Consider the following 12,000-nt stretch of genomic DNA (forward strand, 5'->3'; position numbering starts at 1 on the left):
ACGGATATGAGGGATTCACGTGGTTGGGATGAACGGGCCACTGTGCGTGAGGGGCCGGCCACAACAGAATCGTCCCTGTCAGCACGACGACGCCACCGAGTGAGAGGGACTACCCCACCATGGATGCTCTGTTCGCCACCTTCATGCCCACCGAGGAGATCGGCGAGCAGTCGGCGACCGGAAACCAGCCGACTCTGCTGATCGAGAAGCTCTACGGCTACGAGGACCTCGGGTCCGTCATGCTCACCTTCTGCCTCCGCTCGGAGTCCGGCGCCGGAGCCCTCTGAGGCCCGCGCCGCACCCGTCCACCCCACCCGGGCCCGCCGTCACCCACGGCCTGCCCCCGCTGAGCGGACGCCGGCGACCGCTGACCCGGACGCCGGCGTTCCCCCGCCGTGCACGGCCGCGAGGCGGCCGGATCCGCACGTTCCCGGGGGTTCCTGAGAGTCCCCGAGTGATTCCTGTGAGTTCCGAACCGGATTGCGGACAAGCCGTCGGACGGCCTTTGCCATCACCTATCATCTCGGCTCGACACGGGGTGCCGACACCGTACGCGGTACCGGTCGAGGGGGATCAGATGAGGCGTCAGAAGAGAACCGCCGACCGGGACCGACCCGAGGACTCCGAACCGGAGGGGGCGCCCCGAGACGGCACCGTCCTCGCACCCCGGCTGGCGAAGGCGGTCCTGCTCGCCGTCCTCGGCAGCTACCTGCTGATGACCGTGCTCAACATCCTCAGCATGCGGATGAGCGGCACCGCCGTCGGCGTCGCCGTCGCGCTGATGGTGGTGGTCTTCACCCTCCAGCTGCGCCACTCCCGGGTGGACGCCGCCGCCGCGCCCACCCGCGAGAAGGTCCTCACGCTCGGACTGCAGGTGGTGCTCACCTACCTGCCGCTGATCCACTTCAAGGTCTACTGGGGCGCGATGGCCGGCTTCCTGGCCGGCTCGCTGCTGCTCCTGCTGCCCGCCGCGATCGCCTGGTGGCTGTACGCCGCGACCGGGCTCTCCATGCTCGTCCCGGCCCTGCTGATCCCCGGCCTCCGGGGCGTCGACAGCGCCTACATGGTGCAGGCCACCCTGCTCTGCGGCCTGATCGTCTACGGGCTCAGCCGGCTCTGCGCGATGGTCCACGAAGTCCACGCGGCCCGAGGCGAGTTGGCCAGGATGGCGGTCGCCAACGAGCGGCTGCGGTTCGCCCGCGACCTGCACGACGTGCTCGGCTACAGCCTCTCGGCGATCACCCTCAAGAGCGAACTCGTCCACCGGCTCGTCCTGCACAACCCGCGCCGCGCGATGGAGGAGACCGAGGACGTCCTCGCCCTCTCCCGGCAGTCGCTCGCCGACGTCCGGATGGTCGCCAGCGGCTTCCGCGACATGTCGCTGGAGCAGGAGATCGCCTCCGCCCGCTCCGTGCTCAGCTCCGCCGAACTGGAGCTGGAGGTCGAGTTCTCCGCCGAAGGGCTCAACACCCAGGTCGACGGCGTGCTCGCGGTCGTCCTCCGCGAGGCCGTCACCAACGTGCTGCGGCACTCCAAGGCGACCAGCTGCCGCATCGAGGCCGTCGCCCAGCAGGACTGGGTCCGCCTCTGGGTGGCCAACGACGGCGTCGACCCCGACCACCACGACCCGTGCCCCAGCAGCGGCAGCGGCCTCGGCAACATGGAGCAGCGCCTCACGGCCATCGGCGGCACGCTGTCCGCCGGCCCCGGCCCCGACGGCCGCTTCCACCTCACCGCGACCGCGCCCCGGGTCCCCGCCCGCCGCCTCACCGTCGTCGACACCGCCACCGGGGCGGCGGTCTGAGCCGGGCGGACGGCGGACGGGACGTCCGCGCGGGCCGCATGGCCTGCCCGGCCTGTTCCTGCCGGGTGCGCGGGGCCTGTTCGGCCTGTTCCCGCCGGCCGGGCGGGGTCTGACACGCCCTACGCGCAGGGTCTGAGACGTCCTAGGAGACGAAGCCCACCACACCGAACCCGGGCTGCGCCTGCGCCCGGCGGAGCCAGCCGAGGACGTCCATGACCGCCTCGACCACCTCCGGCTCCAGCGGCGGGGCGTGGTTGTCGCGCTTGGTCTGCTCGAACTGCTCCAGCGCCTCCAGGCACTGCTCGTGCGTCCACTCGCCGCAGCGCGGCAGCTCGTAGTGCGGGATCGGCTCCGGCAGCCCGTCGTAGTACCCCAGCTCCGCCACCGACACCGCGGTGATCCGCAGCGCCCGCAGCCCCTCGTCGACCACGTCCAGCCAGGAGCCCCGGAACGGCGAGAAGGAGGAGTTGTCGAGGAAGCTCCCGGTCAGCGCGCACAGGCGCTTGTACGCGTAGCCGTACTGGAAGGAGTACTGCTTCGGCGCCGGGAACGGCCCGCCGTGCACCACGGCCTGCAGGGCCTCGAACGCGGTCGGGGCGCCGTCGGCGATCTCGGACGAGAACCAGTTGTCGGCCGATGCCAGATCGGCGGCGAAGCTGTCGCGGACGACCTGCAGCAACTGGTCGTCGCCGGAGCCGACGAGGGCGTGGGTGGCCTTGAGGTCGAGCAGGTACACGCTCAGGGAGGAACTCATGGGGCCACGCTACCCACCCCGACCGACACCCCGACCGACGGCCCGACCGACGGCCCGGCCGGTGCCCCGGTGGCGCCCTGGTGCAGGGTCAGGGCCGGTCGGTGCGCAGGCCCTCGGCGTTGGCGGCCATCCGACGCAGCACCTTGAGCGCGGCGACGTACTCCTCGTCGCCGATGCCCTCGTGGACGACCGCCCGCAGCTCGGTCACCAGGGCGCGCAGCCGCACCCGGGCCGCCTCGCCGGCCGCCGTGAGGTGCAGCCGGTGGTCGGCGCCGGTCCGCAGCCAGCCGCGGTGCAGCAACTGGTCGACCACCCGGGCGATCTCGTGCGGCCCGTCCGCGAGCGGGGTCAGCGCACTGACGACCTCCTCGCGGGCGGGCGCCGCGGCGTCGCCGTGGACCCGGTTGAGCACCCAGTACTGCGGCTGCGTGACGTCGATCCGGGCCATGGCGTCCCGCAGCTGCCGGGTGACCGCGGCGTGGGCGAGGCCGGTCCAGTACCCGATCGGCTGGTTGGCCAGCAGGTCGTCGCCGACGGCGGGGTCGGCCGGAGCCTGGTCCGTGCGGGCGCCGGCAGCGGGGGCGTCGTAGGCGTTGCCGGCAGCGGGGGCGGGGGCGGCGGTCGGCGGCTGCGTCATGATCACGACGCTAGCCCCTCCGCCCGCGACCGCCGCGACCGCCCCCGCCCGTCGCGGCGCCCCCCGTTCCCCGGCGGCGCCCCTGCCCGGGGGAGTCGTCCCCCTCCGGGCAAGGTGGGGGACCGGAAGGTCAGCGCTCGATCTCGACCCCGGTCACGACGACCGGCTCCACCGGCCGGTCGCCCTCCACCGGCGCCTTCGCGATGGCGTCGACGACCGCCTTCGACGCGGCGTCCGCGACCTGCCCGAAGATGGTGTGCTTGCGGTTCAGGTGGGCGGGCGTGCCGACGGTGATGAAGAACTGCGAACCGTTGGTGCCCGGACCGGCGTTGGCCATCGCCAGCAGGTAGGGCCTGGTGAAGAACAGTTCCGGGTGGAACTCGTCGGCGAAGGCGTAGCCGGGCCCGCCGGTGCCGGTCCCGGTGGGGTCGCCGCCCTGGATCATGAAGCCGGGGACGACCCGGTGGAACACGGTCCCGTCGTAGTACGGGCCGCTGCCCGGCCCGCCGGTGCGCGGATCGGTGTACTCGCGGGCGCCCTCGGCGAGTTCGGTGAAGTTGCGGACGGTCTTCGGCGCCTGGAATGGGAACAGCTCCAGACGGATCGGACCTGCGGTGGTGTGCAGGGTGGCGTACAGGCCGGCCATGGCGGCTCCCTCGGGTCGGGATGATCGGGTCGATGATCGGGTCGGGGCCACTCTGCCACCCCGGGTCGCCCGCGGTGCCCAGCCCTCCTGTGGTACTCAGCCCGTCCGCGGTGCGAAGGTGCGGTGCAGTGCCGCCACCACGTCGTCGGAGGCCGGGTGCGGCAGCCGGGCCGCGAGGTACCCGTCCGGCCGCACCAGCACCGCCTCGCCCCCGCGCGCCGCGTACACCCGCCGGAAGTCGCCCTCGGTGTCCCGCGCGTACGGCAGGGCGAAGTCCTCGCCGCGGGCCTCGGGCGCGAGCACCGCGTACGCGTCGAGCAGCCCGTGCGCGGCCGTCCGGGCCGCCTCCGCGCAGCGGTGCAGCGGCCCGGCGGCGGTACCCGGCGCGGCGTACAGCAGCAGGGAGTGCCGCGGGCCGCGCAGCAGGTCGAACAGCCGCACCGGGTAGGTGGCGAGCGGGCGGTGCAGGCCCCGGCAGTCCGGTGCCCGGTCGCCCGGCCGCGGCCCGCCCGCCGGCCAGGGCGCGGCCCCGTCGGGAGCGGTCACCGGGTGCCCCGTCGGCACGGTGAGCGGCCCGTCCGGGTAGCCGACCAGCAGCTGCGCCTCGCGCAGCAGCAGCGTTGCGACGTCCTCCCGGGCCGGTTCGGGCCCGACCCCGGAACGCGCGTGCCGCACCGTCCGGCCCACCACCTCCGCCCCCACCGGCAGCCGCTCCGCCTCGTAGCTGTCGAGCAGCCCGTCGGCCGCGGCCCCGTGCACGGCGAGGGCGAGCTTCCAGGCCAGGTTGAACGCGTCCTGCACCCCCGTGTTCATGCCCTGCGCCCCGGTCGGCGGATGGATGTGGGCCGCGTCCCCGGCCAGGAACACCCGGCCCGCCCGGTAGTGGTCGACCAGCCGGGCGCTGATCCGGAACGTCGACGACCAGCGCAGCGCGGAGGCCACCGTGGCCCGCGGCGACAGCCGGTCCAGCACCGCCTGGATGTGCGACAGCTGCGGCGGTCGCCCCGGCTCCAGGCCGTGCACGACGTCCCCCGTCGCCTGCGCCTCGGCGGCCAGCTCCGGCGGCACCGACATGGACATCCGGTACCGCCGCCGCCCCGGCAGCGGAATGCACACCAGGACGTCGTCGATCCGGCCGTCCGCGTCGCGGTGCGCCGACCGGATCCCGTAGCCCGGCGGCAGGTCCCAGTCCACCTCCACGTCGCCCAGCATGTACTGCTCCGGGAACGCGTCACCCTCGAACCGCAGCCCCACCGCCCGGCGCACCCGGCTGTGCGCCCCGTCGCAGCCCACCACGAACCGCGCCCGGACGTCCTCGGCCCCGCCGGCCCCCATCAGGCCCACCCGCACGTGGTCGTCCTCCTGGCTCAGCGAGAGCAGCTCGGTGCCGCGCTCCACCACTGTGCCGAACCCCGCCAGGTGCGCGGCGAGCATTCGCTCCGTCTCGTACTGCGGCAGCGCGGCGAAGCGGTACGGGTAGCCCGGCGGCAGGTCGAGGTCGATGCGCGGGCCCGGCTCCCCGTCGACGAAGGTCAGCTGCCCGCGCATCGGCACCGCGGCATCCAGCGCCCGGTGCACCAGGCCCATCGCCTCCCACACCTCGAAGGTCCGCGGCTGGATCCCGACCGCCTTCGCGTACAGCTGCGGTTCCGCCAGACGGTCGACGATCCGGCACCCCACCCCGTGCCGCCGCAGCTCCGCCGCCGCCGTCAGCCCCACCGGCCCGGCTCCCACCACCAGCACGTCGACCTCGCCGCCCATGGGCTCCACCTTCCGCCGGCATCCGCACCTCCTACCAGGCTGGTCCGCCGCCCCCCGCCCCGCCACCGGGAGATCTCCGGGCGCGGTGCGGTCGCCGCGGGTCCGTGGTTCGGTCCGTGGCCCGGCGGGTGTCCTGGTGCGTGCTCCGGTGGGTGTCCTCGGCGTGGCCCCGGCGCGGCCCGAGGTACGGTCACCGTCCGTGCCCGTGCATGCCGCCCGCATCGTGAAGCCCTGGGTTAACGAGCGTTGAGGAATCGGCCGTTGTTCCGGCGGCCGAGCGGCGGAATGCTTGGTTCCGTCCCCGGAACGCGCAGGCGAGGAGTGACACCGACATGCCCGCTCCCGCAGCGAGGGGGTGCCGATCGCGGGGCGGTGCCGCACCGGACCTCCTGCTGCACCGGCGCACCCCCGAACTGCCGCCGGGCCGGGGCACGGTGGACGTCCCGGTCTCCCCCGACCGCGACCGCGACCGCGACGCGGTCCGGCTCGCGGAGCGGACTCCGCCCGCCGGCGCCTGACCGCCCGGCACCCGTTTCGGGCCCGCGGGACCGCGCCGCCGGGTGCGCCCGCGGGCTCCCCATGCCCCATCTCCTCAAGAGGCTTCGATGCAAACCCGCGATTCCCGCCGGTGGCTGATCCTGATCGTGCTGTGCCTCAGCACGCTGGTGCTGGTCATCGACAACATGGTGCTCACCGTGGCGATACCGCCGCTGGCGGCCGACCTCGGCGCCACCGGCCAGGACCTCCAGTGGATCCTGGACTCCTACATCCTGGTCTTCGCCGGCCTGCTGCTCACCGCCGGCAGCCTGTCCGACCGGTTCGGCCGGCGGAAGGTCATGATCATCGGCCTTGCCCTGTTCGGTGCCTCCTCGCTGGCCGCCACCTACGTGGCCGACCCGGCCCAACTGATCGCCGCCCGGGCCGTGATGGGCGTCGGCGGTGCACTGATCATGCCCTCCACCCTGTCCATCCTGATCACCGTCTTCGACGAGGACGAGCGGCGCAAGGCGATGAGCGCCTGGGGCGCGGCGGCCATGCTCGGCCTGGTCGGCGGCCCGGTCCTGGGCGGTGCGCTGATCGCCCACTACTCCTGGGGCTCGGTCTTCCTGATCAACGTCCCCGTCGCCGCGGTGGCGATCGTCGCCTCCCTGGTGCTGATGCCCGAGTCCAAGGGCCCGCAGACCCGGCCGGACCCGCTGGGCGCGGTGCTGTCGATGGTCGGGATGTCCGCCCTGGTCTGGACGATCATCGAGCTGCCGCACGGCCTCTCCTGGCCGTCGCTCGCCGTGACGGTCGCCGCGCTGGGCTCCTTCGTGGCCTGGGAACTGCGCACACCGCACCCAATGGTCCCGCTGGAACTGTTCCGCAACCGCACCTTCAGCGGCGGCAGCCTCTCCCTGACGCTCGTCCAGATCGGCAACGGCGGCCTGCTGCTGGTGCTCACCCAGTACCTGCAGTTCGTGCTCGACTACACCCCGACCGAGGCCGGCCTGGCGTTCGTGCCGCTGGCCATCGCCTCACTGGTCTTCAACGGGGTCGGCGCCGGCCTGGGCACGAAGCTCGGCAACCGGACCATGGTCGTGCTCGGACTGCTGGTCTGCGCGGCCGGCTTCGGCGTACTGGCCACCCTGGAGACCGGTGACGGCTTCTCCACGACCGCGCTGGCGCTGGTCCTCATGGGCGCCGGCGGCGGCCTGGCGATGCCCGCGGCCGTCGCCTCGCTGATGGGCGCCATCCCACCGGAGCGGGCCGGCGTCGGCTCCGCACTCAACGACACCATCCAGCAGGCCGGGGCCGCCCTGGGCGTGGCCGTGCTGGGCAGCCTCCTGGTCGACCGGTACGTCGCCGAGATGCCCGCCGACGCCCCCGCAGCGGCCCGCCGTTCCATCGCCGACGCCCTCGCGCTCGGCGACCCGGGGCCGGCCGCCTCGGCCCGGGAGGCGTTCACCTCCGCGATGTCGTCGACCTTCCTGGTCAGCGCGCTCGGCGTGCTCGCCGCCGCCGTCGTGGCCCTGGCCGTCCTGCCGCGCGGCACGACCGCGCCGGAGGACGCCGGATCGGCTTCCGCGGTGGAGGCCGGGGCCGAGGCCGAGGAGCTCGCCGAAGCCCGGGGCTGACGGCCGGCCCCGGCCGACCCGGCGCACGTTCCCTACCGACAGAAGGAAGCCCCCATGGGCATGAAGCAGAGGCTCGCCGTCGTCGTGGCCGCCATGGCCCTCGCCGGCCTGGTCGGCGGCACCGGATACTCCGTCGCCCGCGGCAGCGGCAGCGGCAGCGGCCGTGGCGCCGCGGTCGAGGTGCAGGACGGCGGCGGGACGTGGTTCGGCTCGGCCGGGATCGCCCGCATCCTCAACAGGTGCGCACGCTGACCGTCCGGTACCCGCCGGGCCGGGGGTGTTGATGCGGGCCGTGCCCCGTCGCCGCCCCCTTTGACCTAGCCACTTCGCGCCGGGGGAGGCCTGCCGCCGCCCCCGGCGTCGCGCGGTGCCTGCGGCGCGGGCGCAGGTCCGCGGCCCTGGAGACTCCCGGCGATTTCCCGGACTCCTGGGCTGACACCCAAACCCCGCCGCACGCCCGCGAGGCGACGTATCGAGCGAAGCCCCGGCATCGAGACCACCGACGCCACTCGACCGGCAGACGCACCCACCGGGAGCCGCTCCGTGGCCACACGACTGGCTCCCCATCCTGCCGACGCCTGGGTGCCGGCGCGGTGGTGCGTGAGAAGTCGGCGGGTCCGACTTCTCGTGCGCGCGCGGGCGGCTGCCGCTGCGTCGAGGGGGCAGGCGAAGGGCGTCAGGCCTCGGGCGGGTCGGCTTGGGGCGGTCGGCCGGTCAGGCGGCGGAGGGATGTGGCGGCGAGGCCGGCGGTCGCGGTGAGGGTGAGGGCCAGGGCGCAGGTGAGGGTGGCCGCGTTCGCGCCGGCGGTGTCGGCGACGAGGCCCAGAACGTTGGTGGTGGCGACGAGGGCGAGGCTCTGGACGAAGGTGGCTGCCGCCTGCACCCGGGCGAGGTGGCTGCCCGGTGCCCCGGTGAGCAGGACGGGTCCGATGTGGGTGGCGAACACCCCGGAACCGACGCCGGTGCCGAGAGCCGCCGCCACCGCGGCACCCGCCGTCGGTGCCACTGCGAGTCCGGCCGCCCCCGCCGCCGCCACGCCGAGCCCCGAGCATGCCCGTACCGCGGGCCGTTCGGCGGTGCCCCGGCGTGCGACGAGGACGGACACCGCGATGATGCCGATGCTCTGCGCGCCCGCCACGAGTCCGGCGGTCTGGGCGCTCCAACCGTGTGACCGGACGAGGAGCGGGCCGAGCAGGGACACCACCGGCAGCAGGCTCCCGGCGGCCGCGGCGGTGAGCAGCAGGGCTGCCCGGAGCGCCCGGTCGCCTGCGACGAGCCGTACGCCGTCGGCGACCGAGCCGAAGAGGCTCCGCTCCCCGAGCGCGCCCCGGCCCCCGTCCCCACCCCCGTTCCCGTCCCCGTCCCCGCCGTCCGGCCGCGGTGGGCTGAGGCGTCCGAGGGCGGTCAGCACGACCAGCATCAGCGCGAACGTCGCCGCGTCGAACAGGGCCGCGCCGCTGAGTCCGCCGACGGCGACGAGGCCGGCGCCGAGTGGGGCGCCCAGGAGGGCGGCGGACTGGCGGCCGGCCTGTTGGACGGCGAGGGCGCGGGACAGCCGTTCGTCCGGGACCAGCCCGGGCAGCACCGCGCCGGTGGCGGGCAGGTGGAATGCGTCGACGGTGCCGACCACCGCCGCCACCGCGACGAGGAACCACAGCGAGGAATCCGCGGCGGAGCCGGCCGCGGCGACGACGAGGGTGGCAGCGAGCATTACGGCGTCCCCGGCCAGCAGCACCCGTCGGGTGCCGAACCGGTCGGCGACCGCCCCGCCGAGCAGCAGGAGCGCTGTGCGCGGGACGGTGACCGCGGTCAGGACCAGCGCGGCGGCCCCGCCACCCCGGGCGCTGGCCGCCCAGCCGAGCGCGAAGTGCAGGACGGCGTCGCCGAGGAGGGAGGCGGTACTGCCGGCGAGCCAGAGCCGGTGGACGGCGTTCGGCGGCGCCGGCGCGGGCTCGCGGGTACCGACGTCAGCGGTGGTTCCGGCGGTGGGTTCGGCAGTGGAATCGCCGATGGTTCCGGTGGCGCGTTCGGTGGTGGCACCGGTTGTGGGATCGGCGGTCGGTCGGCCGGTGGGTTTGCTGGTGGACATGCCCGCCGACCGTAGGGCCCTCGACCCGGTCGAGGGCAAGCGGCCGGTTCACCACTGCTGCCACGTGGTGACGGGCGGGTCGCTCTCGACGCCGGTCGAGGCACCGACGGCAACGCCGAACACGACGAGGACCACTCCCAGGAGGCCGATCCCCGCACCGGCGAACACGCCGAGGAAGGCGATGCCCGCGCCACCCGTGTCCGCACCCTCCGGGACCGCCAGGTCGGGCCGCCCGGGCGGGTACCGCACCGGCACGTGGTCGCCGACGACGGTTACCGGCGAGGCGGTGGACACCCAGCCGGCACTCCCGCCCGTCGGGCGTCCGGAAGGAGAGGACCGCCCGCCGGGTCACGGACCGCTCGCCAACGGCTCGGTGTACGTGTCGATGCGGACGGCCGTCGCGCTCGCCGCCTGCGCGAACTCCCGCTGCCGCCGCTGTACCGCGACGACACCGAAGCTCCCCACCGCGATCCCGGCGACGACCGCCAAGGCTCCCGCCACCACCGGCCCTACGCCCCACGAGTGCACGGAAACCCCTGCTTCGAAGGCCTTGTTGACGGTGAGGACGGATGCTCCGGCCGGAGCGGTTCCGATGTCGCCGCCGCCCGGGGCGCGTTCACTGCGACGGCGGCGTGTGCTCCGCGCGGATGCGGTCGGGGATGCGGCCGCGGTTGTGGACGGCGATGCCGTTCGCGCGGGCCCAGGCGCGCACTGGGAGGTCCGCCGTGCCGAGTTCGGGGGACCGCTGCTCGGTGGCCTCGGTGGCTCCGTCGGGCCGGTCGGCGGTGGGCGCTTCCAACGCGCCGATCGGGCCGCTTCGTTCGTCCATGCGGCAACCGTACGCGGGGCCGCCGACACGGGGCGGTGCCGGAGCCCCGTGCGTCGGCGGCGTCGGCGAACTCCCTAGCCGAACTGCAGGTCGACGACCTGGTACAGGGCTCCGCCGCTGGCGGCGTCCTCCAGGACGGCGAGCAGGACGTGGTGGCCGGGCTCGCGGCGGGGGAGGGGCAGGGCGTGGGTGACGGGGCCGCTGACGGTCAGTTCGGCGTCGTACACCCAGTACGGCTGGGAGGCGTTCTCCCGGGTCAGGATGGGCTCGCTCTCGAACTGCGCCCGGCTCAGCGGCGCCGTCGGGTCCCAGCCGGGCCTGGTGAGGAAGTAGGAGAACCGGCGGGCTGCGACGGGTTGCCCGAGGTGCCAGGTGAGGTGGAGGTGCGATCCGGAGGAGACCTCGTGCTTCTTCCATTCGGCGCCGGCGGCGTCCAGTGCCGCGGCGTGCGACTGTCCGGCACTGGCGATGCTGCCGTCCTGCGGGGGTACCGCGTTGGGCACGTCGTCCGGGGAGGACGGGTCCCGCAGCCCGGCTTCGGTGGCGGGGAAGAACTTGCCCGAGGAGAGTGCGGCGGCCAGGTCGCCGCCGAGGTGCAGATGGGCGCGGGAGGCGGGGGAGACCACCGAACCGGAGATCCTGAACATGTGTCAACTCCTCATGGAGCCCGGGACCGTCACCCGGGCGTGACCGTGAGGCTACCCACCGTGGCCGCGCGCACGCAGGAAGTCGGACCGGCCGACTTCCTGCGCAGGCCCGACCCGCGCCGACCCGCGCCGACCCGCGCCGACCCGAGCCGACCCGAGCCGACCCGTGCCGGCGTCGATGCGCAGGCCGACCGTGCGGGGCCGGCCCGGGCACGCGCGGGGGTGGCGGTGCGTATGCGGAGCGGTAGGATTCGGCTCCAACGCCCCTACGGGCCTGAGGACTTCATCACGTGCTGCGAACCGACCGGATCGCGCGCTCGGCCGCGCCCCTGGCAGCAGCCCTGGCGGCGGCCCTGCTCGTGGCGGGGTGCACCGGAGGGGAGCCGCCTCCGGAGGGGGAGCCGGCGCCTGGGCGCTGGGGGCGCTTCCCGCGGTCGCCGTCGACGCTGCTCTGCAGGCGGCCGTCGACACGCCGGTGGCCCCGGGGGCGGCGCGGGTCCTGGGGGTCGCCGAGGTCGCCGGCACCGAGGTGGTCCTCGCGGTGCGGAACGGGACCTGCCTGGTCGCACACCTGCCGACCGGGTCCGGCGGGTCGGCTGCCGCCGCCGATGTGGTGCTCGGCTCGCGGCGTCCGGCCGGCGACGGTGGAGGGTCGGACGGGCGGGAGGGGTCCCCGGCAGTGTGCTGACGGGGACGTACACGCGGGCGTCGTCCCC

The 12,000-nt window shown here is 74.8% G+C and carries 14 protein-coding genes; 5 read left to right on the top strand and 9 right to left on the bottom strand.

The features are described from left to right. Window positions 1–119: 119 nt before the first annotated feature. Both ACWGB8_RS09060 and ACWGB8_RS09065 read left to right on the top strand, forming a co-directional pair. Entirely contained in the window at window positions 120–287 is a 168-nt protein-coding gene (locus ACWGB8_RS09060; protein ID WP_452211722.1) for a hypothetical protein, read from the top strand. Window positions 288–577: 290 nt separating this feature from the next. Beyond that, the gene (locus ACWGB8_RS09065; RefSeq protein WP_452211723.1) at window positions 578–1,804 is read left to right on the top strand and encodes a sensor histidine kinase; all 1,227 of its coding nucleotides are present in this window, start codon (window positions 578–580) and stop codon (window positions 1,802–1,804) included. Between the two features lie 142 nt (window positions 1,805–1,946). On the opposite strand, the gene ACWGB8_RS09070 is transcribed toward ACWGB8_RS09065, so the two are convergent. The 4 genes from ACWGB8_RS09070 to ACWGB8_RS09085 form a co-directional block, all read right to left on the bottom strand. Next, window positions 1,947–2,558, bottom strand: coding sequence for a DUF7691 family protein (locus ACWGB8_RS09070; protein ID WP_452211725.1), 612 nt, complete (start codon window positions 2,556–2,558; stop codon window positions 1,947–1,949). Window positions 2,559–2,646: 88 nt separating this feature from the next. Next, on the bottom strand, window positions 2,647–3,195 hold the full coding sequence (locus ACWGB8_RS09075) for a MarR family winged helix-turn-helix transcriptional regulator (protein WP_452211727.1): 549 nt from the start codon (window positions 3,193–3,195) through the stop codon (window positions 2,647–2,649). 130 nt (window positions 3,196–3,325) lie between these two features. After that, on the bottom strand, window positions 3,326–3,841 hold the full coding sequence (locus tag ACWGB8_RS09080; protein ID WP_452211728.1) for a peptidylprolyl isomerase: 516 nt from the start codon (window positions 3,839–3,841) through the stop codon (window positions 3,326–3,328). A gap of 96 nt (window positions 3,842–3,937) precedes the next feature. Further along, window positions 3,938–5,602, bottom strand: a complete 1,665-nt coding sequence (locus tag ACWGB8_RS09085; protein ID WP_452211730.1) for an FAD-dependent monooxygenase — start codon at window positions 5,600–5,602, stop codon at window positions 3,938–3,940. Between the two features lie 332 nt (window positions 5,603–5,934). On the opposite strand from ACWGB8_RS09085, the gene ACWGB8_RS09090 reads away from it, so the two are divergent. The 3 genes from ACWGB8_RS09090 to ACWGB8_RS09100 all read left to right on the top strand — a co-directional run bounded on the left by ACWGB8_RS09090 (window position 5,935) and on the right by ACWGB8_RS09100 (window position 7,971). After that, window positions 5,935–6,120, top strand: a complete 186-nt coding sequence (locus tag ACWGB8_RS09090) for a hypothetical protein (RefSeq protein ID WP_452211732.1) — start codon at window positions 5,935–5,937, stop codon at window positions 6,118–6,120. Window positions 6,121–6,207: 87 nt separating this feature from the next. Then, the gene (locus ACWGB8_RS09095; protein ID WP_452211734.1) at window positions 6,208–7,719 is read left to right on the top strand and encodes an MFS transporter; all 1,512 of its coding nucleotides are present in this window, start codon (window positions 6,208–6,210) and stop codon (window positions 7,717–7,719) included. Window positions 7,720–7,773: 54 nt separating this feature from the next. Continuing rightward, a complete protein-coding gene (locus ACWGB8_RS09100; RefSeq protein ID WP_452211736.1) occupies window positions 7,774–7,971 on the top strand; it encodes a hypothetical protein in 198 nt (65 codons plus the stop codon). Between the two features lie 424 nt (window positions 7,972–8,395). On the opposite strand, the gene ACWGB8_RS09105 is transcribed toward ACWGB8_RS09100, so the two are convergent. From ACWGB8_RS09105 to ACWGB8_RS09125, 5 genes are all read right to left on the bottom strand, one after another. After that, window positions 8,396–9,808 (bottom strand): MFS transporter, encoded by a 1,413-nt coding sequence (locus ACWGB8_RS09105; RefSeq protein WP_452211738.1) that lies wholly within the window; start codon window positions 9,806–9,808, stop codon window positions 8,396–8,398. A gap of 48 nt (window positions 9,809–9,856) precedes the next feature. Continuing rightward, window positions 9,857–10,102 (bottom strand): hypothetical protein, encoded by a 246-nt coding sequence (locus ACWGB8_RS09110; protein WP_452211739.1) that lies wholly within the window; start codon window positions 10,100–10,102, stop codon window positions 9,857–9,859. A gap of 54 nt (window positions 10,103–10,156) precedes the next feature. Further along, window positions 10,157–10,297, bottom strand: a complete 141-nt coding sequence (locus tag ACWGB8_RS09115; protein WP_452211741.1) for a hypothetical protein — start codon at window positions 10,295–10,297, stop codon at window positions 10,157–10,159. A gap of 127 nt (window positions 10,298–10,424) precedes the next feature. After that, window positions 10,425–10,637 carry an Lsr2 family DNA-binding protein gene (locus ACWGB8_RS09120; protein ID WP_452211742.1) on the bottom strand — a complete coding sequence of 71 codons (213 nt, stop codon included), beginning with the start codon at window positions 10,635–10,637 and terminating at the stop codon, window positions 10,425–10,427. A gap of 74 nt (window positions 10,638–10,711) precedes the next feature. Next, complete coding sequence (locus ACWGB8_RS09125; RefSeq protein ID WP_452211744.1) at window positions 10,712–11,284, bottom strand: lytic polysaccharide monooxygenase auxiliary activity family 9 protein; 573 nt, start codon at window positions 11,282–11,284, stop codon at window positions 10,712–10,714. Window positions 11,285–12,000 lie beyond the last annotated feature (716 nt).

The organism is Kitasatospora sp. NPDC054939, from assembly GCF_053610105.1.

Coding starts and splice junctions, on each gene's coding strand:
- ACWGB8_RS09060 (WP_452211722.1), top strand. CDS start 120: ATGGATGCTCTGTTCGCCACCTTCATGCCCACCGAGGAGATCGGCGAG.
- ACWGB8_RS09065 (WP_452211723.1), top strand. CDS start 578: ATGAGGCGTCAGAAGAGAACCGCCGACCGGGACCGACCCGAGGACTCC.
- ACWGB8_RS09070 (WP_452211725.1), bottom strand. CDS start 2,558: ATGAGTTCCTCCCTGAGCGTGTACCTGCTCGACCTCAAGGCCACCCAC.
- ACWGB8_RS09075 (WP_452211727.1), bottom strand. CDS start 3,195: ATGACGCAGCCGCCGACCGCCGCCCCCGCCCCCGCTGCCGGCAACGCC.
- ACWGB8_RS09080 (WP_452211728.1), bottom strand. CDS start 3,841: ATGGCCGGCCTGTACGCCACCCTGCACACCACCGCAGGTCCGATCCGT.
- ACWGB8_RS09085 (WP_452211730.1), bottom strand. CDS start 5,602: ATGGGCGGCGAGGTCGACGTGCTGGTGGTGGGAGCCGGGCCGGTGGGG.
- ACWGB8_RS09090 (WP_452211732.1), top strand. CDS start 5,935: ATGCCCGCTCCCGCAGCGAGGGGGTGCCGATCGCGGGGCGGTGCCGCA.
- ACWGB8_RS09095 (WP_452211734.1), top strand. CDS start 6,208: ATGCAAACCCGCGATTCCCGCCGGTGGCTGATCCTGATCGTGCTGTGC.
- ACWGB8_RS09100 (WP_452211736.1), top strand. CDS start 7,774: ATGGGCATGAAGCAGAGGCTCGCCGTCGTCGTGGCCGCCATGGCCCTC.
- ACWGB8_RS09105 (WP_452211738.1), bottom strand. CDS start 9,808: ATGTCCACCAGCAAACCCACCGGCCGACCGACCGCCGATCCCACAACC.
- ACWGB8_RS09120 (WP_452211742.1), bottom strand. CDS start 10,637: ATGGACGAACGAAGCGGCCCGATCGGCGCGTTGGAAGCGCCCACCGCC.
- ACWGB8_RS09125 (WP_452211744.1), bottom strand. CDS start 11,284: ATGTTCAGGATCTCCGGTTCGGTGGTCTCCCCCGCCTCCCGCGCCCAT.